The sequence below is a fragment of the Variovorax paradoxus B4 genome (assembly GCF_000463015.1).
Taxonomy (GTDB): Bacteria; Pseudomonadota; Gammaproteobacteria; order Burkholderiales; family Burkholderiaceae_C; genus Variovorax; species Variovorax paradoxus_E.
In genome coordinates, this window is sequence record NC_022247.1 from 4,336,532 (window position 1) to 4,362,026 (window position 25,495).

21 protein-coding genes and 1 pseudogene are annotated in these 25,495 nt (G+C 66.9%); 16 read left to right on the forward strand and 6 right to left on the reverse strand.

Translation table 11 applies throughout. The features are described from left to right. Window positions 1-11 precede the first annotated feature (11 nt). Together VAPA_RS20120 and VAPA_RS20125 are read left to right on the forward strand one after the other, a co-directional pair. Complete coding sequence (locus tag VAPA_RS20120) at window positions 12-749, forward strand: aspartate/glutamate racemase family protein (protein WP_021008602.1); 738 nt, start codon at window positions 12-14, stop codon at window positions 747-749. Window positions 750-798: 49 nt separating this feature from the next. After that, on the forward strand, window positions 799-1,554 hold the full coding sequence (locus VAPA_RS20125) for a GntR family transcriptional regulator (protein ID WP_021008603.1): 756 nt from the start codon (window positions 799-801) through the stop codon (window positions 1,552-1,554). 12 nt (window positions 1,555-1,566) lie between these two features. Here VAPA_RS20125 and VAPA_RS20130 read toward each other — a convergent pair. Together VAPA_RS20130 and VAPA_RS20135 are read right to left on the reverse strand one after the other, a co-directional pair. Further along, window positions 1,567-2,944: pseudogene (locus VAPA_RS20130) on the reverse strand (IS4 family transposase). Window positions 2,945-3,117: 173 nt separating this feature from the next. Beyond that, on the reverse strand, window positions 3,118-3,744 hold the full coding sequence (locus VAPA_RS20135; protein WP_021008604.1) for a TetR/AcrR family transcriptional regulator: 627 nt from the start codon (window positions 3,742-3,744) through the stop codon (window positions 3,118-3,120). Between the two features lie 119 nt (window positions 3,745-3,863). Between VAPA_RS20135 and VAPA_RS20140 the strand changes: the two genes are divergently transcribed. The 3 genes from VAPA_RS20140 to VAPA_RS20150 all read left to right on the forward strand — a co-directional run bounded on the left by VAPA_RS20140 (window position 3,864) and on the right by VAPA_RS20150 (window position 7,808). After that, entirely contained in the window at window positions 3,864-4,922 is a 1,059-nt protein-coding gene (locus VAPA_RS20140) for an SDR family oxidoreductase (RefSeq protein ID WP_021008605.1), read from the forward strand. A 16-nt stretch (window positions 4,923-4,938) separates the two neighbouring features. Further along, the gene (locus tag VAPA_RS20145; protein WP_021008606.1) at window positions 4,939-6,195 is read left to right on the forward strand and encodes an alpha/beta hydrolase family protein; all 1,257 of its coding nucleotides are present in this window, start codon (window positions 4,939-4,941) and stop codon (window positions 6,193-6,195) included. Window positions 6,196-6,320: 125 nt separating this feature from the next. Continuing rightward, window positions 6,321-7,808, forward strand: a complete 1,488-nt coding sequence (locus tag VAPA_RS20150) for a nucleobase:cation symporter-2 family protein (RefSeq protein WP_021008607.1) — start codon at window positions 6,321-6,323, stop codon at window positions 7,806-7,808. A 7-nt stretch (window positions 7,809-7,815) separates the two neighbouring features. Here VAPA_RS20150 and VAPA_RS20155 read toward each other — a convergent pair whose 3' ends face one another. Continuing rightward, window positions 7,816-8,673 (reverse strand): aldo/keto reductase, encoded by an 858-nt coding sequence (locus VAPA_RS20155; protein WP_021008608.1) that lies wholly within the window; start codon window positions 8,671-8,673, stop codon window positions 7,816-7,818. A gap of 121 nt (window positions 8,674-8,794) precedes the next feature. Here VAPA_RS20155 and VAPA_RS20160 point away from each other — a divergent pair, with 121 nt between their 5' ends. The 3 genes from VAPA_RS20160 (at window position 8,795) to VAPA_RS20170 (ending at window position 13,050) form a co-directional block, all read left to right on the forward strand. After that, window positions 8,795-10,939, forward strand: coding sequence for a sensor histidine kinase (locus VAPA_RS20160; protein WP_230558897.1), 2,145 nt, complete (start codon window positions 8,795-8,797; stop codon window positions 10,937-10,939). Next, entirely contained in the window at window positions 10,936-11,550 is a 615-nt protein-coding gene (locus VAPA_RS20165) for a response regulator transcription factor (RefSeq protein ID WP_021008610.1), read from the forward strand. The genes VAPA_RS20160 and VAPA_RS20165 overlap by 4 nt, the downstream gene beginning before the upstream one ends. Window positions 11,551-11,697: 147 nt before the next feature. Continuing rightward, window positions 11,698-13,050 carry an MFS family transporter gene (locus tag VAPA_RS20170; RefSeq protein ID WP_021008611.1) on the forward strand — a complete coding sequence of 451 codons (1,353 nt, stop codon included), beginning with the start codon at window positions 11,698-11,700 and terminating at the stop codon, window positions 13,048-13,050. A gap of 21 nt (window positions 13,051-13,071) precedes the next feature. On the opposite strand, the gene VAPA_RS20175 is transcribed toward VAPA_RS20170, so the two are convergent. Together VAPA_RS20175 and VAPA_RS20180 are read right to left on the reverse strand one after the other, a co-directional pair. Continuing rightward, entirely contained in the window at window positions 13,072-14,028 is a 957-nt protein-coding gene (locus VAPA_RS20175) for a porin family protein (protein ID WP_021008612.1), read from the reverse strand. After that, window positions 14,025-15,362: a glycosyltransferase family 2 protein gene (locus VAPA_RS20180; protein ID WP_021008613.1), complete on the reverse strand. Its 1,338-nt coding sequence runs from the start codon at window positions 15,360-15,362 to the stop codon at window positions 14,025-14,027. Before VAPA_RS20180 ends, VAPA_RS20175 begins: the two co-directional genes overlap by 4 nt. Window positions 15,363-15,595: 233 nt before the next feature. On the opposite strand from VAPA_RS20180, the gene VAPA_RS20185 reads away from it, so the two are divergent. The 5 genes from VAPA_RS20185 (at window position 15,596) to VAPA_RS20205 (ending at window position 20,937) form a co-directional block, all read left to right on the forward strand. Continuing rightward, a complete protein-coding gene (locus tag VAPA_RS20185) occupies window positions 15,596-16,930 on the forward strand; it encodes a C4-dicarboxylate transporter DctA (RefSeq protein WP_021008614.1) in 1,335 nt (444 codons plus the stop codon). Between the two features lie 5 nt (window positions 16,931-16,935). Beyond that, entirely contained in the window at window positions 16,936-17,640 is a 705-nt protein-coding gene (locus VAPA_RS20190; protein WP_021008615.1) for a GntR family transcriptional regulator, read from the forward strand. Window positions 17,641-17,733: 93 nt separating this feature from the next. Further along, complete coding sequence (locus VAPA_RS20195) at window positions 17,734-18,816, forward strand: AI-2E family transporter (protein WP_021008616.1); 1,083 nt, start codon at window positions 17,734-17,736, stop codon at window positions 18,814-18,816. Between the two features lie 176 nt (window positions 18,817-18,992). Then, window positions 18,993-19,424 (forward strand): DUF2141 domain-containing protein, encoded by a 432-nt coding sequence (locus VAPA_RS20200; RefSeq protein WP_021008617.1) that lies wholly within the window; start codon window positions 18,993-18,995, stop codon window positions 19,422-19,424. Between the two features lie 13 nt (window positions 19,425-19,437). Further along, entirely contained in the window at window positions 19,438-20,937 is a 1,500-nt protein-coding gene (locus VAPA_RS20205) for a carotenoid oxygenase family protein (protein ID WP_021008618.1), read from the forward strand. Window positions 20,938-20,955: 18 nt separating this feature from the next. On the opposite strand, the gene VAPA_RS20210 is transcribed toward VAPA_RS20205, so the two are convergent. Then, entirely contained in the window at window positions 20,956-21,858 is a 903-nt protein-coding gene (locus tag VAPA_RS20210; protein ID WP_021008619.1) for a LysR family transcriptional regulator, read from the reverse strand. A gap of 111 nt (window positions 21,859-21,969) precedes the next feature. On the opposite strand from VAPA_RS20210, the gene gcl reads away from it, so the two are divergent. The 3 genes from gcl to VAPA_RS20225 are packed head-to-tail and all read left to right on the forward strand — an operon-like array spanning window position 21,970 to window position 25,493. Beyond that, the gene (gcl, locus tag VAPA_RS20215) at window positions 21,970-23,763 is read left to right on the forward strand and encodes a glyoxylate carboligase (protein ID WP_021008620.1); all 1,794 of its coding nucleotides are present in this window, start codon (window positions 21,970-21,972) and stop codon (window positions 23,761-23,763) included. A gap of 13 nt (window positions 23,764-23,776) precedes the next feature. Beyond that, complete coding sequence (gene hyi, locus VAPA_RS20220) at window positions 23,777-24,556, forward strand: hydroxypyruvate isomerase (protein ID WP_021008621.1); 780 nt, start codon at window positions 23,777-23,779, stop codon at window positions 24,554-24,556. 28 nt (window positions 24,557-24,584) lie between these two features. Further along, complete coding sequence (locus VAPA_RS20225; protein WP_021008622.1) at window positions 24,585-25,493, forward strand: 2-hydroxy-3-oxopropionate reductase; 909 nt, start codon at window positions 24,585-24,587, stop codon at window positions 25,491-25,493. Window positions 25,494-25,495 lie beyond the last annotated feature (2 nt).

A 25,495-nucleotide genomic window follows, 5' to 3' on the forward strand; every position in this document is an offset into this window, starting at 1 on the left:
AGGGCCGCGCCGTGCGCATCAAGATCATCAATCCCAACACCACCTGGAGCATGACCGAGAAGATCGGCGCCTGCGCCCGCGCGGTGGCGAGCGCCGGCACGCAGATCGTCGCGGTCAGCCCGGCCATGGGGCCGGTCTCCATCGAGAGCCACTACGACGAGGCACTGGCCGTGCCCGGCCTGCTGCAGGAGATCGCGGCCGGCGAGCGCGACGGCATCGACGGCTACGTGATCGCCTGCTTCGGCGATCCGGGCCTGAAGGCCGCCCGCGAACTGGCGCGCGGCCCGGTGGTGGGCATCGCCGAAGCCGCGATGCACATGGCCAGCATGGTGGGCAGCCGCTTCAGCGTGGTCACCACGCTGGGCCGCACGATGGGCCAGGCCTGGCACCTGGCCGAGATCTACGGCATGGAACGCTTCTGCGCCAACGTGCGCGCCTGCGAACTGCCGGTGCTCGAACTCGAGGAGCCCGGCTCCAAGGCACGCGAGCGCATCGCCGACGAATGCAAGCGCGCGCTCGAGGAAGACGGCTCCGACTGCATCGTGCTCGGCTGCGCCGGCATGACCGACCTGTGCGAGCACATCGGCGGCCTGCTCGGCGTGCCGGTGATCGACGGCGTGGCCGCGGCCACCAAGCTCGTCGAATCGCTGGTTGCGCTGAAGCTGCAAACCAGCAAGCGCGGCGAACTGGCCCGTCCCCTGCCCAAGGCCATGAAGGGCACGCTCGAGGGCTTCACGCTGCGCGGCTGACGGAGGGCGGTGCGGGCACGGCAGCCACCCACTGAGCCACAATCTCCGCATGCCCCGCGCCAGCACCAAATCCACCGCCTCCCCCACCACCGCCGCTCCGGCCGAGAACGGCGCGGCGGCCACCGACAAGGGCAGCTCCATCGAAAGCATTGCGCAGGACATCGCCACCGCGATCGTCGAGAAGCGCCTGCCGCCCGGCACCTGGCTGCGCGAAGAAGCACTGGGCCGTGTCTACTCGGTGAGCCGCACCAAGATCCGCGCGGCCTTGCTGATGCTCTCGAAAGACAAGCTCATCGAGATGATTCCCGACAAGGGCGCCTTCGTCTGCCAGCCCACGGTGCAGGAAGCGCGCGAGGTGTTCGCGGTGCGCCGCATCCTCGAAAGCGAGGTGGTGCGCCTGTTCATTGCCAATGCACGGCCGCGCGACTACCAGGTGCTGGAACAGCACATCCGCTTCGAGCGCACCGCGCTGCGCCAGACCACCACCACGGGCACCGTGCGCGAGAAGGTGCTGGGCGATTTCCACGTGGCGCTGGCGGAGGCCACGGGCAACAAGACGCTGGCCGAGCTGGTGCGCGAACTGGTCGCGCGCAGCTCGCTGATCGCGATGCTCTACCACTCGTCGAACGACCCGCATTGCTCGTCGGACGAGCACTCGGACTTCCTGCGCATCTGCCGCAAGGGCGACGTGGAAAGCGCTGTGGCCTGCATGATCGATCACCTGGAGCGCATCGAGGCCAGCCTCGAACTGGGTACCGAGAAGCCCGACCGCCAGCTCGATCTGGTGAAGGCTCTGCTCGCTTAGGGAGAATGGCACTTACTTTGGCCTGCATGCGTGACCGTGTCGCTGCACATGTCGACGGGCCTGCTCGCGCGGCGTCTTCAGCCATGGGTACGGTTTGGGCCGTCGCTTTCGCATTCGCGGCTCGATGCGCCCTGGGCGGTGGCCGACTTTGGATTGAGCGATCAATGCGAACAGCCGCTGGTTGTCCTTCGCGGCGCATAGTCCGCGCGTGGTCCACTCCGCCCATAGTTGCACCGTGTGTTTGAAGCTCAGGCCGCGCGGATCGACGCCGGCCTTGCAAGCGGCCTGCGCCATCAGTAGCCGGATCACGTTGTAGGCCAGCAGGTGCACCCACATCTGTTTCTCGTTCATCTGCGGCGTCTGGCAGCTCAGCACCTCCATGCCCGTGGTGGTCTTGAGGTTTCGCAGGTCCAGCTCGACGTTCCAGCGGCGTGCGTAGAGCGCCGACAGATCACTCTTGCTCACCTCTCGAGGCTCCAGCAGCGTGGTGACCAGCACCTGGTGGCCCACCTTGGCTTCGCGCAGCATGATGTCCTCGGGCACGCGCGCGTACTGCTCGTGTGTCATCCACTCGGGACGCGCCGGCCTGGGCCAGCACACGATGTGATCGCGCGTGCCCAACTGCTGGCCGCGGCGGAAGTCCGTGATCCGCGCTCCGTGCTGCTCGAACACGACGTCCACGCCCTTGTCCAGCAGCGCGGCGATCAGGAAGTAGTTGCAGTACAGCGCGTCGGCGAGCATCACATCGCCCGCGCCAAAGCCTTCGAGCAGGCGGCGCACCAGCGCCAGTTCTCCGCTGCCCTTGCCGCTGTACGGGCCAATCGCCGCGTCCAGGGCTGCTCCAGTGGCCAGACAGATCACCGCCACCAGCCGCGCCAGCGGGAAGCCCACGCCCGGTGCCTGCGTGCTGGGCTGCGGATACACCGCCTGGTTCTCGGGCGTGTCGGGCATCGACAGGCCCGTGCCGTCCACCAACTTGACCGCGCGGCCTCGCCACTTCCAGGGCGCCAACGCCTTTGCGCTCAGCTCGCGCCCCGTTTGCTGTGTGAGCGCCGTGACCATCTCCAAGGGCAAGCGCTGGCGAGCCTTGCAAATACGCGCCCGTGCGAACGCTGCACGCGCTCAACCCGTCGGCCGCGCGCTGCGCCGCCCAGCCATTGACCGCCTTCTGGCATGAGCCATCGGCCTCCAGCGTCTGGCGCATGAACATCGACAGCGTCACCGTCGGCGGATACAGCCGCTCGCGATGCTCGGGCAGCAGCGCTTCGGTCGTCTCGAGCAACTGCGGGCTCGTCAGGATGTTGAAGAACTCCACCGCCTCGGTCGTGCGTGCCCGCCGTTGAATGCCTCTGCGGCGTTGATGCAAATCGCTTCGGGCTTTACGATCCATGCTGGCTGGCCTTTGGTGAGATGGTTTGGATGCTTCGTAACCAACCATCCTATCGATCCAGGGTCAGCCACCCTCCCTTTGCAATCAAGCACTTACGCCTCGCCGAAGGCTCAGCGGCCCAAAGTAAGTGCCATTCCGCTTAGGGAGGGTCTGGGAGGGTCTGCAAAAGCGCCTCAACCCAGGCGTTCCGCACCTGCGATCAGTCCGCGCAGGAACACCATGATCAGCCGTCCCGAGGGATCCGGGCGCGTGCTGATCCTCTGCAGTGCCAGCCCATGCGACAGGGCCATGAACGCGGCGGCCAGTTCGTCCGGTGCGGCAGGAGGCGTGCGCCCGAGCTTGTTGAACAGCTGGCCGATCACACCGCCGATCTCGCAGCGGTGTCTGTCCCACACCTTCTGGTACTCCGCAGCGAACGTTTGGCTGCGGTTGGCATGCAGCTGCAGTTCGATGGAAAGCATGCACCAGTCGGCATCGTGATTGAGCGTGGAAGCCCAGGCTTCCAGTTCGGCCAGCATCTGCTCGGGTTCTTGCTGCTCGTTGCCCATGACCTTGAAAAGCTGCGTCGCTTCCGCCTCCATGTGCCGCCGCAGCAACTCCAGGAGGACGTCCTCCTTGCTCGAGAAGTTCGAATAGAAGGCGCCTTGGGAGTAGCCCGCCTTGTCCGCGATGTCGCGGATCGACGCGCCCCCATAGCCGTTCGACACGAACAGGTGCTGCGCGGCTTCGATCAGACGCTCGCGCGTCTGCGCCCGGCTTTCCTCGCGGGTCAGGCGCCTTCTTGCTGTCGTCGGGCTCATGCCTCAAAAGATATCACATGAACTTTGGATATCGGACAGCCAAGATTCAGAAATCACTTGATATTTGAAAATGCCGCGGCTACATTCAAAACTCGTTTGATTTTTGAAATTCGATTGATATGGAAAAAACCAAGGCCTTGAGGTCCGCGTTCGTCACCGGCGCGACCGGCCTTCTCGGCAACAACCTGGTGCGCGAACTGGTCGCGCGAGGCGTCTCCGTCAAGGCCCTTGTCCGCTCGAAGGCCAAGGGCCAGCAGCAGTTTGCGGGCGTGAAGGGCGTCGAACTGGTGCTGGGCGACATGGCCGATGTGCCCGCCTTCGCCGGCGCGCTGCAAGGGTGCGACGTGGTGTTCCACACTGCCGCATTCTTCCGGGACAACTTCAAGGGCGGCAGCCACTGGGAAGAGCTCAAGCGCATCAATGTGGACGGCACGCGGCAGCTCATCGAGCAGGCCTACGGTGCCGGCATCCGGCGCTTCGTCCAGACCTCGTCCATTGCGGTGCTCAACGGCGAGCCGGGCGTGCCCATGGACGAGACCTGCCTGCGCGACCTGGCCGACGCCGACGACGACTACTACCGCAGCAAGATCATGGCCGACCAGGTCGTGTCGGCCTTTCTGGGCACGCACCCGGACATGCATGCGAGCTTTGTCCTGCCAGGATGGATGTGGGGGCCGGCCGATATCGGCCCCACCTCGTCAGGACAATTCGTCAACGATGTGGTGCTCGGAAAACTGCCCGGACTGGTACCCGGCAGCTTTTCCGTCGTCGACGCCCGCGATGTGGCAAGGGCGCAGATTTCGGCCGCGGAGCACGGGCAGCGCGGCGAACGCTACCTGGCGGCCGGCCGCCACATGACGATGCAGGAACTGGTGCCCTTGGTGGGAAAGATCGCAGGCATCAAGACGCCGACGCGCCACTTGCCCTTTCCGCTCCTGTATCTGCTGGCGGCGGTGCAGGAACTCTACGCGCGGATCACCGGCAAGCCCATCCTGCTCAGCCTGGCCACTGTGCGGCTGATGCGCAAGGAGGCGGGGCGCAGCCATTTCAATCACACGAAGAGCGAGCAGAAGCTTCAGCTGAAGTTTCGCCCGATCGAGCAGACCGTTGCCGACACGCTCGCCTGGTATCGCGGCAATGGCTGGCTGCCCGGTGTGCCGACCCGAATCGAATCCTGAACAAGGGAAAAAGACCGTGACCAACAGATTGATCCTGAAACTCTCGACGGCCATCGCAGCCGTTCTTTGCATCGCGGCAGCGCCGCAGGAGTCTGCGGCCCAGGGCCTCCCTGCCGCCAGGGCCGCAGGCAGCATGGCCGAGTTCTGCAGCAAGGGGCAGGCGGAGTACCCGGGAGGCATCGCCCGCATGCATCCCTCGTTCAAATTCAACATCTGCTGGTGGCTCGAGGATGCCGGCATCGAAGCACGCACCTTCGACGAAATCGCCGCGGCGCTGCCGGAACACGCCGGGCCGTCGCAGGCAGCCTGGCAAGCAACCTTCAACAAGCCTGCCCAGATGCATCTGGAACGGGCCCGCGCACTCGAAGAGCGGGGCAACGGCACCGCCGCATCGGCCGAATACAGGAAGGCCGCTTTCTACCTTCGGATGAACCGGCTTCCCAAGCGTGTTCCCGCGGCGGACCTGCAGGCGACCGAACGAGCCCATGCGCTCCTGGGAAAGCCGCTGCAGCGGATCGCATTCAAGACCGGCGCGAAGGAATTCATCGGCTACTTCCGGGCACCGCCGGCACGTCCGGGCGGCAACGAGAAGCTGCCGGTGCTGGTCATTCTTGGCGGCCTCGACAACCTGAAGACCGAGATGATCCGGCACAGCGACTACTTCATGGGCCGCGGCTTCGCCACCATCATTGTGGAGAACCCGGACACCGGGGAGAACCAGCTCGGGTTCCGCCCGGAGTCCCACGTGATGTTCGACGCCGTGGCGGACTACATCAAGACCCGCAGCGACCTGGACGCGAGCCGCGTGGCCGTGTACGGCTGGAGCATGGGAGGCTACCTGGGAACGCTTGGCGGGCTGCGCAACGACTTCTACAAGGCGATCGTCAATGTGGGCGGCCCCAGCGATTCGAGCTTTGGGCAAGCGCATTGCAAGGTGGCTCCTGCATGGATCGTCGCGCCCTACACCGTGTTTGCGAACATGAACCCGCAGACCACGCCTCGCGAAGCGATGTGCGAATACTACGAAGCATTCCAGCTCTCGCGCCAGCTGAAGAAACCGACCACGGCGCAGCTGCGCAAGCCCATTCTCATGGTGAACGGCGCGCGCGAAGACCTCGTCTCCAGGGACGAGCCCGCATCCCTTGCGGCCCTTGGCTTCAACGTGACGCAACTGGTATTCGGAGAGGACGGCCACACGGCGGAGTCGAACATGAGTGAGCACTTCGAGTTCACCGCGAACTGGCTCATGCGGCGGCTGAAGATGGAAAACTGATCCGGGTTTACCTCCATCCGGATTGCAGCATAAATTGTATACAGTTTGGCGTACACAACGAGTGGACGCCACGGGCACCCGCGCCGTCCACGCACCTTTCCCCTTGCCGCTGCAGGAGAAACGCAATGACGGCCGACACCCCTTCCACAGTCCATCCGGTGGACCAGCGACTGCCTTCGGGCAAGCTCGCGGCCCTGGGCCTTCAGCATGTGCTGGTGATGTACGCGGGGGCCGTTGCGGTGCCGCTGATCGTCGGGCGTGCGCTCAAGCTCTCGCCCGACGAGGTTGCGCTGCTGATCTCGGCCGACCTGTTCTGCTGCGGCATCGCCACGCTGATCCAGGCGCTGGGCGCCACGCAGTGGTTCGGCATCCGGCTGCCGGTGATGATGGGGGTGACCTTCGCATCGGTCGCGCCCATGGTGGCCATTGCCAATGCCAACCCGGGCCAGAACGGCGCGCAGCTGCTGTTCGGCGCCATCATCGGCGCCGGCGCGGTCTCGATGCTGATCGCGCCGCTGGTGAGCCGCATGCTGCGCTTCTTTCCGCCGGTGGTCACGGGCACCATCATCGCGGTGATCGGCATCAGCCTGATGCGCGTGGGCATCAACTGGATCTTCGGCAACCCGGTGGGGCCGACGGCGCCTGCGCTGGTGGATCCGGTATATGCGAAGTGGCTCGCGGAGGTGACCTCGCCGGGCAGCTCGATTCCCGCAGTGCCCAAGGGCTTTGCCATCATGCCGACGGTGCCCAACCCCAAGTACGCGGACCTGTCGGGCTTCGGGGTGGCGGCGCTGGTGCTGGTGTCGATCCTGCTGATCGTCAAGTACGCCAAGGGCTTCATCGCCAACATCTCGGTGCTGCTGGGCATTGTGATTGGCGCGGTCGTGGCCTCGATCACCGGGCTGATGACCTACGAGAAAGTCGGCAAGGCAGCCTGGGTGGACGTGGTGCTGCCCTTCCACTTCGGCATGCCGCAGTTCGACCCGATCCTGATCCTCACGATGACGCTCATCATGATCGTGGTGATGATCGAGTCGACCGGCATGTTCCTCGCGCTCGGCGAAATGACCGACCGGAAGATCACGCAGAAGGACCTGGCCAAGGGCCTGCGCACCGACGGCCTGGGCACGCTCATCGGCGGCATCTTCAACACCTTTCCGTACACGAGCTTTTCGCAGAACGTGGGCCTGGTGGCCGTCACGGGCATCAAGAGCCGCTATGTCTGCGTGGCCGGCGGCGTGATCCTGATCGTGCTGGGCTTGCTGCCCAAGATGGCGGCGCTGATCGAATCGCTGCCCACCGTGGTGCTGGGCGGCGCGGGCCTGGTGATGTTCGGCATGGTGGCGGCCACCGGCATCCGCATTCTCTCGGGCGTGGACTTCAAGGGCAACCGGCACAACGCGATGATCGTGGCGGTGTCGATCGGCGTCGGCATGATTCCGCTCATTGCACCCAACTTCAAGCAGTGGATGCCGCATGCCATTCACTCGCTGATCGAGTCGGGCATTCTGCTGGCGTCGATCAGCGCGGTGCTGCTGAACCTGTTCCTCAATGGCGCGAAGCACGACGAAGAGGCCGTGATCGCGGCGGCCAAGCAGGCCGAAGCGCACTAGAGACTGCTCAGATCATCGCCAGCGGCGCCTTGCGGCGCGGCGGCGGATGCAGGCGGTCGAGTTCGGCGAGGGTTGCCGCATCGAGCCTCAGGTCGGTGGCGGCGAGGTTCTGCTGGAGGTGCGCGCTGCGCACGGCCTTCGGAATCGCGGCGACACCGGGCCGTGCGATCACCGCGGCCAGCGCGAGTTGCGCGGCGCTCACGCCGAGCCGCCCGGCCAGCGCTACCAGTGCCTCGTCCGCGGCCAGTGCGCCCTGGTCGATCGGGCTGTAGGCCATCAATGGCATGCCGTGCTCGCGTAACCACGGCAGCAGGCTGAACTCCGGGCCGCGTTCGGCCAGCGACAGGTACACCTGGTTGGCCGCGCAGCCGGGGCCTGACTCGATAAGCGGCGCCAGCTCCTCCATGTCGTCGGCGTCGAAGTTGCTCACGCCCCAACGCGCGATACGCCCCTTGGCCACCAGCGCCTGCATCGCATCGACCGTTTCGCGTAGCGGATGGCTGCCGCGCCAATGCAGCAGGTACAGGTCGATCGTGTCGAGGCCGAGCCGTTTCAGGCTGCGCTCGCAGGCCTCGGGCGTGCCGCGACGGCTCGCGTTGTGCGGATACACCTTGCTGACGATGAAGAGCTCGTCGCGCCGCACGTCGCCCGCGCGCAGGGCCTCTGCAATGGCCTGGCCGAGTACGGTTTCGGCTCCGCCCTCGCCGTACATCTCGGCGGTGTCGATCAGCCGGTAGCCCATCGCGATGGCTTCGCGCACCGCGGCAACTTCGGCCGCATGGCGGCCTGCGATCTCGCCCATGCGCCAGGTGCCGAGGCCGAGCACCGGCATCTCGCCGCCGGCCGGGAGTGAAAGGGTTCGCATGAGGGCGATGGTACGGCGGCCCCGCCGGCCGATCCGGGGATCAAGGCAAAATCCCGGTCGCCGCTCCGGTCGGCCCCCGCCTCCCATGCCGCCCCTGCCTCCCCTCCCGCCCGCAACGCCAATGGCCCGCTCGCGCCGCGGCCGCTGGCGCACGCTGCTCGCCTGGACGGCCGCCGTGGCCGTGGCGCTGCTGCTGATCGGCGCGGCGGGCCAGTGGGCCGCAGCCCGCGAGGCAAGCTTCCAGGCGGACTCGATCCGCCGCGCGATGGAGGTCCACGTGCTGGGCCTGCGCGATGCCGCCGGCAAGTACGGCTACCTGCCGCGCACCGCGGGCATGCACCCCGACGTCTTCGACGTGCTGGCCCATCCGCGCGACCCCGCGGCGCAGCAGCGCGCCAACCGCTACATCGAGGAAGTGAACCGCCACGCGGGCTCGGATGCGCTCTACCTGATCGACCTGCAAGGCCTCACGCTGGCGGCAAGCAACTGGGCCACGCCGCAGAGCTTCGTCGGCGAGTCCTATGCCAACCGGCCCTACTTCATCGACGCGCGCGCGGGCCGCAGCGGCCTCTTCTACGGCGTGGGCCAGACCACCGGCGAGCCCGGGCTCTTCATGTCCGCGCCGGTGCGCTCCGAGGCCGGCGCCGTGCTGGGCGTGCTGACGGTCAAGATCAGCCTGCGCCAGCTCCAGGAGGCCTGGACCTTCGCGCGCGAACCGATCCTGCTGACCGATGCGCGCGGCATCGTGTTCCTGAGCTCGGTGCCGGCGTGGATGTACCAGGCCACGCGGCCCCTCGCCGCCGCCGACCTGGAGGGCATGAAGCGCGACCAGCAGTACGGCGCCCGCACCGGCTTCTCGCCGCTGCCATGGACGGTGGAGCGCGAGGAAGGACATCCGGGCTACCTCGTGCGCACCGACATCGGCGGCAAGACGCGCCGCTTCCTCGTGCTGGACGAGCCGCTGCCCGACCTCGGCTGGACCCTGACCGTGATGGCCGACCACGCCGAGGTCGCCCGCGCGCGCGAACGCACCTGGATGCTGGGCCTGCTGTGCGCGGGCGTGCTGCTGCTGGGCGGGCTGTACTGGCAGCTGCGCGAGCGCCGTTTCGCCGAACAGCGCGACGCGCGGCGCGACCTGGAGCTGCGGGTGCGCGAGCGCACGCACGCGCTGGACGAGGCCCACGCCTTCCGCAAGGCGATGGAAGACTCGCTGCTGGTGGGCATGCGCGCACGCGACCTCGAAGGCCGGATCATCTACGTCAATCCCGCCTTCTGCGAGATGACCGGCTACGGCGCCGACGAGCTCCTCGGACGGCTGCCGCCCTACCCCTACTGGCATCCCGACGACGTGGCGCAGCACTGGCTGCACTACCAGGCCATGATGAACGGGCAGCCCGCGCGCTCGGGTTTCGAATCGCGCCTGCGGCATCGCGACGGGCACGAGGTGATCACCATGGTCTACACGGCGCAGCTCATCGATGCCGATGGCCGCCACAGCGGCTGGATGAGCTCGGTGGTGGACATCACCGAGCAAAAGCGCGCCGAGCTGCGCCAGCGCCAGAACGACGAGCAGCTGCAGCATGCGCAGCGCCTCGCCAGCCTGGGCGAGATGGCCTCCACCCTGGCCCACGAGCTGAACCAGCCGCTGATGGCGCTGAGCAATTTCGCGAGCGCGGCCAAGGCCTTCGCGGAACAGGGCAACCAGGCGCTGCTGGCCAGCAGCCTCGACGAGACCGTGGCGCAGGCCCAGCGCAGCGCCGAGATCGTGCGCCGCATCCGCGGCTTCGTGCGCCAGCGCACCGCCGGCACGGAGGATTGCGCGGTGGCGGCACTGGTCACCCATGCGCTGGCGCTGCTGCAGGGCGAGATGCGGCTGCGCCAGGCGCGCGCGGAGGTCCGCATCGCGCCTTCGCTGCCCCCGGTGCGCGGCGACCGCGTGCTGCTGGAGCAGGTGCTGCTGAACCTGCTGTCGAACAGCCTGCACGCCATGCTGGCCACGCCGCCCGAGCAGCGCGTGGTGGAGGTCGAGGCCGAACTGCTCGAAGGCCGCGTGCACATCCGCCTGGCGGACCGGGGTTCCGGCATCGACGCCGCGCTGGCCGAGCAGGTGTTCGCGCCCTTCTTCACCACCAAGGCCGGCGGGCTGGGGCTGGGGCTGAACATCTGCCGCACCATCGTCGAAGCCCACCGAGGCCGGCTGTCCTTTGCCAACCGGGCCGGTGGTGGCACAGTTTTCACCCTCGAACTGGAAATCTCAGCCCCGTGACCGCCCTTGCCAACCACCTGTGCATCGTCGACGACGACGAGGCCGTGCGCCGCTCGCTGGGCCTCCTGCTGCTGTCGCGCGGCCATGCGGTGCAGACCTTTGCCTCGGGCGAGGCCTTCCTGGCCGGCGCCGACCTGCAGCGCCCGGGCTGCGTCGTGCTGGACCTGCGCATGGAGGGCATGAGCGGGCTGCAGGTGTTCGATGCGCTGCGTGCGCAGGACAGCCCGCTGGTGGTGATCTTCCTGTCCGGCCACGGCGACATTCCGATGGCGGTCGAGGCGGTGCAGAACGGCGCCTTCGGCTGGCTCGAGAAGCCCTGCAACGACGAACGCCTGCTCGAGAGCATTGCCAAGGCGCTGCAGAAGGCCGAGGAGATCGCCGTGCGCCGGCAGGCCCGCCAGGCCGCGCAGGCCCTGTGGTCCAAACTGACGCCGCGCGAGATGCAGGTGGCCCGGCTGGTCGCCCAGGGCCTGCCCAACAAGCGCATCGCGCTGGAGCTCGCGCCGCTGGAGCAGCGCACGGTGGAAACGCACCGCGCCCACGTGTTCGCCAAGCTCGGCCTGTCGAACAGCCACGAGCTCGACCGGTTCCTGCGCGAGCACGCGTTGTAGCTCTTTCTAGGTATTTACCCTTGCGTACACGTACGTAGCGCCGCGGCGGGCGGCTACGGACGACGGCGCGCCCTTGGCGCGACAGACTCCCCGGCACGGCTTTCCGCGGCTTCGCGGGCGGCCACAGCCAGAGACAAGGACCCCCGAATGACCGCCATTGCCAGCGCCACCGCCGGTGCCTCCAGCCCGGACGCGACCAGCGCCAACGCGCCCAACGCCACGCCCTACACCTTCGAGGAAAAGCGCAAGCGCATCTTCGCCATCTTCGCCGCCTCGTCCGGCAACCTGGTGGAGTGGTTCGACTTCTACGTCTACGCCTTCTGCGCGATCTACTTCGCGCCCTCGTTCTTTCCCAAGTCGGACCCCACGGTCCAGTTGCTGAACACGGCGGGCGTGTTCGCTGCCGGCTTCCTGATGCGCCCGATCGGCGGCTGGCTGTTCGGCCGGCTGGCCGACCGCAAGGGCCGCAAGACCTCGATGGTGACCTCGGTCGTCATGATGTGCGTGGGCTCGCTGGTCATCGCCTGCCTGCCCACCTATGCGCAGATCGGCGCCTGGGCGCCCGCGCTGCTGCTGGCCGCGCGCCTCTTGCAGGGGCTGTCGGTCGGCGGCGAGTACGGCACCACCGCCACCTACATGAGCGAAGTGGCGATGCGCGGCCAGCGCGGCTTCTTCTCGTCGTTCCAGTACGTGACCCTGATCGGCGGCCAGCTGCTGGCCGTGGTGGTCGTGGTGGTGCTGCAGCAGGTGCTCGACGAGGCCGAGCTCAAGGCCTGGGGCTGGCGCGTTCCCTTCGTGCTGGGCGCCGTGGCGGCCATCGTGGCCCTGATGCTGCGCCGCACGCTGACCGAGACCGCCAGCACGCAGACCCGCGCCGCCAAGGGCGCCGGCAGCGTCGCCGAGCTGTTCAAACACCACAAGCGCGCGTTCTTCGTGGTGCTGGGCTACACGGCCGGCGGCTCGCTGATCTTCTACACCTTCACCACCTACATGCAGAAGTACCTGGTGAACTCGGCCGGCATGTCGATCAAGACCGCCAGCAACGTGATGACCGCCTGCCTGTTCATCTACATGTGCATGCAGCCGCTGTTCGGCGCGCTGTCGGACCGCATCGGCCGGCGCAGCAACATGCTGCTGTTCGGCGCGCTCGGCGCGCTGATGACGGTGCCCGTGCTGAGCAACCTGCAGAGCGTGGGCAGCCCGCTGATGGCCGGCGTGCTGATCACGCTGGCGCTCGCGGTGGTGAGCTTCTACACCTCGATCAGCGGCATCGTGAAGGCCGAGATGTTCCCGCCCGAAGTGCGCGCGCTGGGCGTGGGCCTGTCGTATGCGGTGGGCAACGCCATCTTCGGCGGCAGCGCCGAATACGTGGCGCTGGGCCTGAAGTCGATCGGCCACGAGTCGTACTTCTACTGGTACGTGACCGCGATGATGGGCGTGGCCTTCATGGTGAGCCTGCTGCTGCCGAAGCAGGCAAGCTACCTGCACCACGACAAGTAGCCGGGCAGGAGGCGCGCGGCCTCAGAACAGTATCACCCACTCGCCGCGCAGGTACCGATACTTGTAGCTGGGCCCCGAGAAGGTGGTGCTGCGGCTGTAGCCGGCACCGAAGCGAAAGACCTGCGATCCCCTCACGGGGCTTTGCAGGTTCACGTCCAGCAGCCGCGTCGGCTGCCGGAACTCGTGGTTGATCGTCTCGGTGCCAAGCCCCGCCGTGACCGCGAGGGTCCAGCCCGAAAAACGCTGCCGCCAGCCGACCGCCAGCATCGCCTCGCTGTAGTTCTTCGGATTGAAATAGGCCCTGTCCACGTCCTCGTGGCTGCTGCGGTAGGTTCGATAGCGCGCCTGCAGGGTCAGCCCCAGGTCGAGCGACGGCTGGTAGATCAGCCGCAGGCGGCCGTGGTCGCGCCGGTTGCCGTCGGAGAAATACTGCTGCGCCGCGAGCCCGACCAGGGTCACGTGGCTTCCAAGCCCCTGGTCCACGGCCACCCCGACAAACGAAAAATCGATGCCGCGATCCAGCGACTTCGGGGTTTCCACCCAGTCGCGCGTCACCAGGAACTCCACCGCCGTGCTCTTGGTGGGCGACAGGCGGTAGCTGCCGTCGAGCGTGAGCAGCGTGTGCCCTCCCTGCTCGAACGCGCCGACCTCGATCGCTCCTCCGTCGGTGGTCTTCGTTTCGACCGAGCGAGCCAGGAACGAGATCTTCTTGCCGGCCCTTTGCCAGTTGTCCTGCCTGTATTGATAGTCGCCCAGCCGGAACCCCAGGTAGCGGTCGGCATTTTCAAAGGCGGGAAAGAATTCCACCGACACCCGCCGCGATTGAAAATTATCGCTGTCGCTGGTGAGGAAGAATTCCGGGCCAAAGGCCATGCCGGCCGATTTTTCGTTTGCTTTTTCTTCCTCCGCCCTGCAGGGAGCGGTCAGCACCAGGCAACCCAGGGAAACGGCGGCAAGATACCTCGGCAGCCCCGTCATTTGGTTCCCCAGGCCTTGGGCTTCCTGAACAGTTCATCCAGATAGCCGAGCACGCTGGCCGGCTGCAGGATCAGGCTGTACAGCAGCGCGTAGACAAAGAATCCCTGGATGTTCTTTCGTACCACCAAGCCTGTTTTCCTGAACATCCGGCGTTCGATCCTGAACATGAGCAGGCTCAATGCGAATGTGGCCGGTATCAATGCAAGGGTCATGATTCCCACGATCCAGTAATGGCCGAATAACGCGAGAATTATTCCGGGTATGAATCCGATGGTGCACGCCAGGTCCAGCCACGGAAACAGCAGATTCCAATAAATGAAAAATGTCGACAACCTCGGCTTGATCAGGATCCCCGGATGTTTGAGGAAGGCTTCCGCCATGCCGCGCGCCCATCGCTGGCGCTGCTTGACCAGTTGCTTGACGGTGGTGGGCACATTGGTGAACAGGCATGCGTCCTCGCAGTGGCCCACCCGGTAGCCGGCTTTCAGCAGCGCCCAGGTGAGCACGATGTCCTCGCCCACGCACTCGGGCCATCCGCCAACCTCGATCAGCGCGGCCCTGTCGTAGATCGAAAATGCGCCCTGCGCCACCAAGGTGCCTTGGAACAACGATTGCACCCGCTTGATGGCGGCAATCCCATGGAAGTAGTCCCATTCCTGGCAGCGGGTGATCCAGTTCAGCCGCGAGTTGCGGACCAGGATTTTTCCCGCGACAGCCCGCGTATGGGGCGGATCGGCGCGATAGCGCTCGACGATGCTGGCCAGCGCCCCCCGGTAAAGGAAAGAGTCGGCATCCACGGTGATGACCAGGTCGTGCGCCACCTCCTTGAACCCGATGTTCAGCGCGCGCGCCTTGCCGCCGTTTTTTTCAAGGTCCACGAAAGTCAGCCACGGGTATCGCTCCAGGGCGCGCTCGACGACAAGAGACGTGCCGTCCGCGGAGCCGTCATTGATCACGATCACCTGCAGTTCGCCCGGGTAATTCTGCCGATCGATGCTGACCAGCGTCTCATCGATGGACGCTTCCTCGTTGTAGGCGGCAATCAGGATGGAGATCGGGGGATAGACAGATAGCGCGGGATGCGGCGGCCTCTTGTCCAGCAGCAGGCTGATGGCCAGGAATGCATTCATGAAGCCCGGAACAACGGCGATGCCATACACCAGGAAAATGGCCAGGGCCATCCCGACCCGATCCGTCAAATCGGCCAGCCAGGGTCCCGCAGCCCATATCGAGAACCACATCCAGGCGCTGGCGCCAATCAACGCAATAACAAACTTGCCCGACACGGGCAGGTAAATCATTGGCTGCAGCGCCTTCTGGCCTTCTTCGTTCATGTCGCTCTCGAGTGTTCCAACGAATGTAACTCTCGATAAACGACACGAACAGTCTGGTTACATTTCCGGGGACTGTTAACAACACCAGAAGGCGCTCCGCCCCGGCCCTCACCCGACCCGCGGAGCCCGGGAATACCCTCTGGTTGCCCCGAAGCCTTCTTGCCTACATTGCTTGTATGCAAGAAAAACGATCCTTGCATGCAAACACCGCCAAGACACACAAGGAGACTTCCATGCCTCGCTTCGCCAAATCGCTCTTCGGCCAGGTCGTCATCGCCCTGGTGCTCGGCGTGCTCGCCGGCCTCTTCTTGCCGGAGTTCGCCATCAAGCTCAAGCCGCTCGGCGACGGCTTCATCAAGCTGATCAAGATGATCATCCCGGTGCTGGTGTTCTGCGTGGTGGTGCACGGCATCGCGGGCGCGGGCGACCTGAAGCGCGTGGGCCGGGTCGGCGTGAAGGCGCTGATCTACTTCGAGGTGCTCACCACCATTGCGCTGGCCATGGGCCTGGTGCTGGCCTTCGTGTTCCAGCCGGGCGTGGGCATGAACGTGGACCCGGGCAAGCTCGACGCCACCGCCATGAGCGCCTATGCCTCGAACGCCGACAAGCTCACGAGCGGCGGCACGGTCGAGTTCCTGATGAAGCTGATCCCCACCACGGTGGTCGCCGCCTTTGCCACCGGCGACGTGCTGCAGGTGCTGCTGTTCGCGGTGCTGTTCGGCTGCGCGCTGTCGCTGCTGGGCGAGCGCGGCAAGCCTGTGGGCGTGGTGGTGGACGCGCTTTCGCTGGTGCTGTTCAAGATCATGGGCATCCTCATCAAGCTGGCGCCGCTCGGCGTGCTGGGCGCCATTGCCTTCACGGTGGGCAAGTACGGCATCGGCTCGCTCAAGCAGCTCGGCATGCTGGTCGCCCTGTTCTACGGCGCGGTGCTGATCTTCGTGTTCGTGGTGCTCGGGCTGGTCATGCGTATTTCGGGCTTCAGCCTGTGGAAGCTGCTGCGCTACCTGCGCGAGGAGCTCGCCATCGTGTTCGCCACCACCTCGTCGGACAGCGTGCTGCCGCAGATCATGGCCAAGCTGCGGCGCATGGGCATCCGCGACTCGACGGTGGGGCTGGTGATTCCCACGGGCTACTCGTTCAACCTCGACGCCTTCTCGATCTACATCACGCTCGCGGCGGTGTTCATCGCGCAGGCCACCAACACGCCGATCTCGATGGCGGACCTGCTGACCATCCTTGCGATCGCGCTGGTCACCTCCAAGGGCGCGCACGGCGTGCCGGGCTCGGCCATCGTGGTGCTGGCCGCCACGCTGCACGCGATTCCCGCCATTCCGGCCATCGGCCTGGTGCTGGTGCTCTCGGTCGACTGGTTCATGGGCATTGCGCGCGCGCTGGGCAACCTGATCGGCAACTGCGTGGCCACGGTGGCCATCGCGGCCTGGGAAGGCGACATCGACCGCGAGCGCGCCCATGCCGTGCTCGACGGCACCCACTCGCCCGACGACGAGCCGCTGGCCGAGCCCGAGCTGCCGGCGGCACCGCTGGGCGCGGGCGCCGGCAGCCATTGAAGCCGATGGCCACCGACGTCAATCCCACCTCCATCGCGGAGCGCGTGGTCGAAGCCATCCTGGCGCAAAAGCTCGCGCCGGGCGAGCGGCTCGGCGAGCAGGCGCTGGCCGAGAACTTCGCGGTGAGCCGGACCATGGTGCGCGAGGCGCTCATGCAGCTGCAGGCGCGCGGCTTCGTCGAGGTGCAGTCGCGCCGCGGCTGGTACGTGGTGGAGCCCTCGGCCGAGGAAGCGCGCGACGCCTTCTCGGCGCGGCGCATCGTCGAGGCGGGCATTCTGGCCGAAAGCGAAGGCCGGCCGCTGCAAAAGGCCATCCGCAGGCTGCGCGACCACATTGCCGACGAGCGGCGCGCCATCGAGGGCGCCGATGCCGCCACGCGCGCCTTCCTGCTGGCCGATTTCCACGTCTGCCTGGCCGAGCAGATGGGCCACCAGCTGCTGGTCGACGTGCTGCGCGACCTCACGGCCCGCACCACGCTGGCCGCCACGCTCTACCAATCAAGGCACGAGGCCGGGCAGTCCTGCGCGGAGCACGGCGCCATCGTCGCCGCGCTGGAGGCCGGCGACACGGCCAGGGCACGCCAGCTGATGATCGAGCACATCGGCAATGTCGAACGCTCGCTCGAGGTCGAAACCACGGCCGGGCCCGACGCGCCCGCCCGGCTGCGCGCCACGCTGGCGCCGGTGGCGCTGCCGCGCGCCAGGCGCTGACCTCCCGGCGCCGCAGCGCCGGGGCGCTACCGCACAAGGGCGTGCCGACCGACAGGGGGGTGCATTCAGGCTCGGCTACAGTCCGAATCACCTATGAACTCACCCCAACTCCAGCGCGGCGTGTTCCTCGCCCTGCTCGCCATCGTCACTGCGGCCTTTCTCTGGGTGCTGATGCCGTTCTTCGGCGCGGTGCTGTGGGGCGTGGCGCTGGCCATCCTGTTCACGCCGCTCTACAAGCGGCTGCTGAAGAAAATGCCCGGCTGGCACAACGCCGCCGCGCTGTCGACGCTGGCCATCTGCCTCTTCATCGTGATTCTTCCGCTGGCCATGGTCGGGGTATCGCTGGTGCAGGAAATCGTGCAGGTCACGCAGAGCATCCGGTCGGGGCAGATCAATTTCGCGGCCTATTTCCAGCAGATCCTCAACGCCGTGCCGCAATGGCTGCTGAACCTCTTCGACCGCTTCAACCTCGGCGACATGGAGGCCTGGCAGGCCCGCATCTCCGCGGGCGCGGCCCAGGGCAGCCAGCTCATCGCCAGCCAAGCGCTGACCATCGGCCAGAACACCTTCGACTTCGTCATCAGCTTCTTCGTGATGCTGTATTTGCTGTACTTCCTGGTGCGCGACGGTTCGGCGCTCTCGAGGTCGATGCGCGAGGCAGTGCCGCTCGCCAAGCCGCACACGCATTACCTGCTCAACAAGTTCACCACCGTGATCCGCGCCACCGTCAAGGGCAACGTGGCGGTGGCCATCGCGCAGGGCACCATCGGCGGCCTGGCCTTCTGGTTCCTCGGTGTGCAGGGGGCGCTGCTGTGGGCCGTGCTGATGGCCTTTCTCTCGCTGCTGCCCGCGGTGGGCGCGGCGCTCATCTGGGGGCCCGTGGCCATCTATTTCCTTGCCACCGGCCATTTCTGGCAGGGCGGCATCCTGGTCTTCGTGGGCGTGTTCGTGATCGGGCTGGTCGACAACATCCTTCGCCCCTTGCTGGTGGGCAAGGACACGCAGATGCCCGACTACATCGTGCTGATGTCGACCATCGGCGGCATGGCGATCTTCGGCATCAACGGTTTCGTGATCGGGCCGGTGATCGCGGCGCTGTTCATGGCGGCGTGGAGCCTGTTCGCGGAATCGGGCCAGCTGGAGACCAGCCCCGGCGACGACAAGAACACCAGCTGAAAACAAGCCCTTGCGGGCCGCCCAGGCGAGGCGGCCCCGGGCACCGAGGCGGGTGCGCCCTGCGCCTGCCACGTGCATTTCGCGCGCGCGTTTTCGCATTCCGTCGCATGGCGCTGGCGAGCGCGTGCCGGCTGCGAGATCGTCGAGGCCTCCAACTTCCAGAAGAGGTCTTGTCGATGAACTTTCCACTGTCCCGAACGGGTGCACGCGCCCTGTACGCCGCCTCCCTCATTTCCCCGCTGGCCGCTCTGGCCGCCGACCTGAGCCTGAACGTAGCCGACGGGCCGGCCGCCGAAGCCACGCTCTACGTGGCGCTGTACAACGACGCCGCGAGCTACGCCGACAGCAAGGCCGTGGCCTCGCAGACCGCGCCGATGCAGGGCGGCAAGGCCCGGCTCGTGTTCACAGGACTGGCGCCGGGGCGGTACGCGCTGCGGGCGTTCACCGACGAGAACGGCAACGGCAAGCTCGACACCAACCTCATGGGCATGCCGACCGAGCGCTATGGCTTCTCGAACGACGCGAAGGGCAACCGCGCCGCGCCCGCCTTCGAAGCCGCTGCGATCATCGTCGACGCCGACCTGCAGACCGTCATTCACCTGCGCTGAGGAGCAAACCGCCATGGAACGACGCGAACTCCTGCGCCTGCTGGCCTCGGCCGGTGCCCTGCCCCTCTTGGCACCGCTGGCCCGCGCGGCCGGCACGGCCGACGACTGGCAAGCCCGGTTCGAGGCCGCCCGTACGCCTTGGAAGACCGGCTTCGCCACGCCCCCGGACGACCTGCCGCTGACCCGCGCCACGGTGCGCGGGCGCTTTCCCGATGCCGTGGCCGGCACGCTGTTGCGCATCGGCCCGGCCGGCCACGACCTGGGCGGCGAGCGCTATCACCACTGGTTCGACGGCGACGGCATGGTGCATCGCTTCGTGATCGACGGCCCCGACGTGCGGCACCAGGGCCGCTATGTCGCCACGCCCAAGCGCGTGGCCGAGGTGCGGGCCGGCCGCCGCCTGTTCGAGGCCTTCGGCACCATGCCGCCGGGCGTCGAGCCACCGACCTCGGCCGACAGCATCAACGTCGCCAATACCAGCGTACTGCCGATGCAGGGCGAGGTGCTGGCGCTCTGGGAAGGCGGCTCGGCCACGCGCGTCGATGCGCGCACGCTGGAGACGCTGGGCGTGAAGACCTGGCGGCCGGACCTCGCGGGCATGCCGTTCTCGGCCCATCCCAAGGTCGATCCGGACGGCACGGTGTGGAACTTTGGCGTGAGCTCCGGCCAGGGCCTGCTGGCGCTGTACGAGATCGCGCCCGAAGGCACGCTGCGGCGCGCAGCCGTGGTGCCGGTGGCCGACATGCCGATGGTCCATGACTTCGCCGTGACCGAACGGCACATGGTGTTCCTGATGCCGCCGCTGGTCTACGACGGCAAGCGCAAGGAGGCGGGTGCGAGCTTTCTCGATGCCCATGTCTGGCGGCCGGAACTCGGCATGCGCGCCCTGGTGATCGACAAGCAGAACTGGGAGCGGCGCCAGATGCTCACGCTGCCGGCCGGCTTCCTGTTCCACGTCGGCAATGCCTGGGAAGAAGAGACGCCGAGCGGCACGCTCATCCACGTCGACTACGTGCGTTCGGACAACGCCGATTCGGTGTTCACGACCAACCGCGAAGTGATGCGCGCGCGCGTTGTGAGAAGCACCCATCCGCGGCTGACCGTCGCCACGCTGAACCTCGGCACTGGCAAGGCCACGCAGCAGGCGCCGGCGCAGGAAGCCGAGTTTCCGCGCATCGATCCGCGACGCGTGGGCCTGCGTCACCGCCAGGTGGTTCATGCCACGCAGATCCGGCCCGATCTACCGGGCTTCGGCGCGATCGCGCGAACCGATGTCGAAAGCGGCCGCAGCCAGCGCTTCAGCTACGGCACCCAGGCCATGGTGGAAGAGCATGTCTTCGTGCCGGACGGCACCAAGCCGGGCTGGGTGCTGGGCACGGTGCTCGATTTCGGCCGGCAGAAGACGGTGCTGTCGTGCTTCGCGGCTGACCATTTGGCGGCGGGACCGGTAGCGCAGGCCACCCTGCCCTACGCTCTGCCCTTGGGCCTGCACGGCGCCTTCGTGCCTGCCTGAAGCAGGCGGTGGGCACGCTCAGCCGCCCCACCAGCCTTCGGCAAAGCGCCCCTGCAGGAAGGCCACGAAACCCGACACCTTGCCCGGCACCAGCTTGGGCGAGGGAAAGACGGCGTGGATCTCCTGCTCGGGCAGCGCATGGTCGCCCAGCACCTCGAGCACCTTGCCCGAGGCCAGCGACTCGCTCGCCACGTAGCGCGGCATGAGCGCAATGCCCAGGCCGTCGCGCGCCGCGGCCAGCACCGCGGAAAGGTTGTTGGAGCGGAAGCGGCCCGAGACCGGCACCGTCACCGGATCGCCCTTGGGCGTGTGCATGCGCCAGAACTCGTCGCCCACCACGCTGCTGTAGATGAGCGCCACGTGCGCGCTCAGGTCCTGCGCGCGCCGGGGCGTGCCGTGCTTCTTCAGGTAGCCCGGCGCCGCGACCATGGCCCATGGGTTGGTGCCCAGATAGCGCGCGCCCAGGGAAGAATCGGCCAGCTTGCCCATGCGGATGGCCACGTCGATGCCCTGGGCGATGAGGTCGACATAGCGATCCTCGAAGCTCAGGTCGAGCTGCACCTGCGGATGCCGGCGCATGTATTCGAGCGCCAGCGGCACCACCACGCGGCGGCCGAAGGCCACCGAGGTGCCGATGCGCAGCAGCCCCTGCGCCTGGTTCTGGCGCAGCTGCACGATGCTCTCGGCCTCTTCGGCCTCGCGCACGATGTTCTTGCACTTCTCGTAGTAGAGCGCGCCCGGCTCGGTGAGGCTCACGCCGCGCGTGTTGCGGTTGAGCAGCCGCACCTTCAGCCGCGCCTCGGTGGCCGCTACCTGCTTGGTCACGGTGGGCTGCGTGGTGTGGAACTCGAGCGCCGCCTTCGAGAAGCTGCCGGTCTCGACCACGCGCACGAACATTTCCATTGCCAACAATCTGTCCATGGCCGGATCGTAATCACTTATTCCAGGGCGGAATAGGTTTTATGGTCCCCAGCCGTCTTCTTCGAATGGTCTCCCCTTCCTACAGTGGACCTCACTCAAGGAGACAGTCCCATGGCAAAAATGAAAGCGGTCCAGGCCGCCGTGCTGGTGATGGAAAAGGAAGGCGTGACGCAGGCCTTCGGCGTGCCCGGCGCCGCCATCAATCCGATGTATTCCGCGCTGCGCCAGCGCGGCACCATCTCGCACATCCTCGCGCGCCACGTGGAGGGCGCCTCGCACATGGCCGAGGGCTACACGCGTGCCGTGGCCGGCAACATCGGCGTGTGCATCGGCACCTCGGGGCCCGCGGGTACCGACATGATCACGGGCCTGTACTCGGCCTGGGCCGATTCGATTCCGATCCTCTGCATCACCGGCCAGGCGCCGCGCGCGCGGCTCTACAAGGAAGACTTCCAGGCGGTGGACATCGAATCGATCTCCAAGCCCGTCACCAAGTGGTCGGTCACGGTGCGCGAGCCCGGCCAGGTGCCGCAGGTGTTTCAGCAGGCCTTCCACCTGATGCGCTCGGGCCGCCCGGGCCCGGTGCTGGTCGACCTGCCCTTCGACGTGCAGATGGCCGAGATCGAGTTCGACATCGACAGCTACGAGCCGCTCACCCCCTACAAGCCGGCCGCCACGCGGGCCCAGATCGAGAAGGCCATCGGCATGCTCAACGCGGCCGAGCGCCCGCTGATCGTGGCCGGCGGCGGCGTCATCAACGCCGATGCGTCCGACCTGCTGGTGCGCCTTGCCGAAGCCACCGGCGTGCCGGTGATTCCCACGCTGATGGGCTGGGGCGCGATTCCCGACGACCATCCGCTGATGGCCGGCATGTGCGGCCTGCAGACCAGCCACCGCTACGGCAACGCGACGATGCTCGCGAGCGACTTCGTGCTGGGCATCGGCAACCGCTGGGCCAACCGCCACACCGGCTCGGTCGACGTCTACACCAAGGGCCGCACCTTCGTGCACGTGGACATCGAGCCCACGCAGATCGGACGCGTGTTCACGCCCGACTTCGGCATCGTGTCGGACGCCAAGGCCGCGCTCGCGCTCTTCGTCGAAGTGGCCGAGGAGATGAAGGCGGCCGGCAAGCTGCGCGACCGCCGCGAGTGGGCCAGGTCGTGCATCGAGCGCAAGAAGACCATGCTGCGCAAGACCAACTTCGACGAAGTGCCGATGAAGCCGCAGCGCGTGTACCAGTGCATGAACAACAACTTCAGCAACGACACCTGCTACGTGAGCACCATCGGCCTCTCGCAGATCGCGGCTGCGCAGTTCCTGCACGTGTACAACCCGCGCCACTGGATCAACTGCGGCCAGGCCGGCCCGCTGGGCTGGACCATTCCGGCCGCGCTGGGCGTGCGCGCCGCGGACCCGACGCGCAAGATCGTCGCACTCTCGGGCGACTACGACTTCCAGTTCATGATCGAGGAGCTCGCGGTGGGTGCGCAGTTCAAGCTGCCGTACATCCACATCGTGGTCAACAACTCCTACCTCGGCCTCATCCGCCAGGCGCAGCGCGGCTTCGAGATGGACTACTGCGTGCAGCTCGCGTTCGACAACATCAACGCGGGGCCGGATGCAGGCATCGAAAGCAGCTACGGCGTGGACCACCTGAAGGTCGTCGAAGGCCTGGGCTGCAAGGCGATCCGCGTGAACAAGCAGGAAGAGATCGCGCCGGCCATCCAGCGCGCCGAAGCGCTGATGGCCGAGTTCAGCGTGCCGGTCGTCATCGAAGTGATGCTGGAGCGCGTGACCAACATCGCGATGGGCACCGAGATCGACAACATCACCGAGTTCGAGCCCCTGGCCGAGCATCCGGCCGATGCACCGACCGCAGTCGCGGCCGAGATGCTGGACTGAAGAGGAGCACGCGATGCCCAAGTTCGCAGCCAACCTCACGATGCTCTTCACCGAGCTGCCGTTCATGCAGCGCTTCGAGGCCGCCGCCAAGGCCGGCTTCGAGGCGGTGGAATATCTGTTCCCCTACCCCTTCGAAAAGAAGGAGCTCGCGGCCGCGCTGCGCGCCAATGGCTTGCAGCAGGTGCTGCACAACCTGCCGGCCGGCGACTGGGACAAGGGCGAGCGCGGCATCGCCTGCCATCCGGACCGCACCGGCGAATTCCGCGAAGGCATTGCCATGGCCATCGACTACGCCACGGCGCTGGGCTGCCCGCAGCTCAACTGCCTGGTCGGCAAGGTGCCGGCCGGCGTGAGCACCGAGGCCGCGCACAAGACGGTGGTCGAGAACCTGCGCCTTGCCGCCGGCGAGCTCGAGGCGGCGGGCCTGCGCCTCTTGATCGAGCCGATCAACACCTTCGACATCCCGGGCTTCTTCCTGACGCGCACCGACCAGGCACTGGCGCTGATCGACGAGGTGGGTTCTTCCAACCTGCGCGTGCAGTACGACATCTACCACGCGCAGCGCATGGAAGGCGAGCTGGGCAACACCCTGTCGAAGCACCTCGCGCGCATCGGCCACATCCAGCTGGCCGACAACCCCGGGCGTGGCGAACCGGGCACGGGTGAAATCAACTACCCATGGCTCTTCAGGCACATCGATTCGATCGGCTACGACGGCTGGATCGGCTGCGAATACAAGCCGCGCAGCGACACCGTGAACGGCCTCGGCTGGCGCGAAGCGCTCACGCAATAAAAGACAACTTCAGATCGGAAACAGAGACATGTCGCAATCACAAAGAATCGGATTCATCGGCCTCGGCATCATGGGCGCGCCCATGGCGGGCCACCTGCTCGACGCGGGGCACCAGCTCTTCGTGAACACGCAAGGCAACACACCCGAGCCCTTCATCTCGAAGGCCACCATCTGCGCCTCGGCGGCCGAGGTGGCGCGCCAGGCCGACGTGATCTTCATCATGGTGCCCGACACGCCCGACGTGGAAAAGGTGCTGTTCGGCGAGCCGGGCACGCAGGGCGTGGCCGAGGGCCTGAAGGACTCGCGCGGCAAGATCGTGGTCGATTGCAGCTCCATCGATCCGATTGCCACCAAGGGCTTCGCCAAGCGCATCATCGCGCTCGGCTGCGGCTACATCGACGCGCCGGTCTCGGGCGGCGAGGTGGGCGCCAAGGCGGCCAGCCTCACCATCATGTGCGGCGGCGACGAAGGCACCTTCGGCCAGGTGCGGCCGCTGCTCGAGAAGATGGGCAAGAACGTCACGCTGGTCGGCAACGTGGGCGACGGCCAGGTCTGCAAGGTGGCCAACCAGATCATCGTGGCGCTGAACATCGCGGCCGTGGGCGAGGCGCTGCTGTTCGCGTCCAAGGCCGGCGCCGATCCGGCCAAGGTGCGCCAGGCGCTGATGGGCGGCTTCGCGAGCTCGCGCATCCTCGAGGTGCACGGCGAACGCATGATCAAGCGCACCTTCGCGCCGGGCTTCCGCATCTCGCTGCACCAGAAGGACCTGAACCTGGCACTGCAGAGCGCACGAGCGCTGGGCGTGGCGCTGCCGCAGACGGCGGGCGCGGCGCAGCTCATGAACGCCTGCGCCGCATTGGGCCATGGCCAGCAGGACCACTCGGCGCTGGTGCGCGCGCTCGAGGCGCTGGCGCAGCACACGGTGACTCCTGACTGAGG

Coding starts and splice junctions, on each gene's coding strand:
- VAPA_RS20125 (WP_021008603.1), top strand. CDS start 799: ATGCCCCGCGCCAGCACCAAATCCACCGCCTCCCCCACCACCGCCGCT.
- VAPA_RS20135 (WP_021008604.1), bottom strand. CDS start 3,744: ATGAGCCCGACGACAGCAAGAAGGCGCCTGACCCGCGAGGAAAGCCGG.
- VAPA_RS20140 (WP_021008605.1), top strand. CDS start 3,864: ATGGAAAAAACCAAGGCCTTGAGGTCCGCGTTCGTCACCGGCGCGACC.
- VAPA_RS20150 (WP_021008607.1), top strand. CDS start 6,321: ATGACGGCCGACACCCCTTCCACAGTCCATCCGGTGGACCAGCGACTG.
- VAPA_RS20155 (WP_021008608.1), bottom strand. CDS start 8,673: ATGCGAACCCTTTCACTCCCGGCCGGCGGCGAGATGCCGGTGCTCGGC.
- VAPA_RS20160 (WP_230558897.1), top strand. CDS start 8,795: ATGGCCCGCTCGCGCCGCGGCCGCTGGCGCACGCTGCTCGCCTGGACG.
- VAPA_RS20170 (WP_021008611.1), top strand. CDS start 11,698: ATGACCGCCATTGCCAGCGCCACCGCCGGTGCCTCCAGCCCGGACGCG.
- VAPA_RS20175 (WP_021008612.1), bottom strand. CDS start 14,028: ATGACGGGGCTGCCGAGGTATCTTGCCGCCGTTTCCCTGGGTTGCCTG.
- VAPA_RS20180 (WP_021008613.1), bottom strand. CDS start 15,362: ATGAACGAAGAAGGCCAGAAGGCGCTGCAGCCAATGATTTACCTGCCC.
- VAPA_RS20185 (WP_021008614.1), top strand. CDS start 15,596: ATGCCTCGCTTCGCCAAATCGCTCTTCGGCCAGGTCGTCATCGCCCTG.
- VAPA_RS20190 (WP_021008615.1), top strand. CDS start 16,936: ATGGCCACCGACGTCAATCCCACCTCCATCGCGGAGCGCGTGGTCGAA.
- VAPA_RS20195 (WP_021008616.1), top strand. CDS start 17,734: ATGAACTCACCCCAACTCCAGCGCGGCGTGTTCCTCGCCCTGCTCGCC.
- VAPA_RS20200 (WP_021008617.1), top strand. CDS start 18,993: ATGAACTTTCCACTGTCCCGAACGGGTGCACGCGCCCTGTACGCCGCC.
- VAPA_RS20205 (WP_021008618.1), top strand. CDS start 19,438: ATGGAACGACGCGAACTCCTGCGCCTGCTGGCCTCGGCCGGTGCCCTG.
- VAPA_RS20210 (WP_021008619.1), bottom strand. CDS start 21,858: ATGGACAGATTGTTGGCAATGGAAATGTTCGTGCGCGTGGTCGAGACC.
- gcl (WP_021008620.1), top strand. CDS start 21,970: ATGGCAAAAATGAAAGCGGTCCAGGCCGCCGTGCTGGTGATGGAAAAG.
- hyi (WP_021008621.1), top strand. CDS start 23,777: ATGCCCAAGTTCGCAGCCAACCTCACGATGCTCTTCACCGAGCTGCCG.
- VAPA_RS20225 (WP_021008622.1), top strand. CDS start 24,585: ATGTCGCAATCACAAAGAATCGGATTCATCGGCCTCGGCATCATGGGC.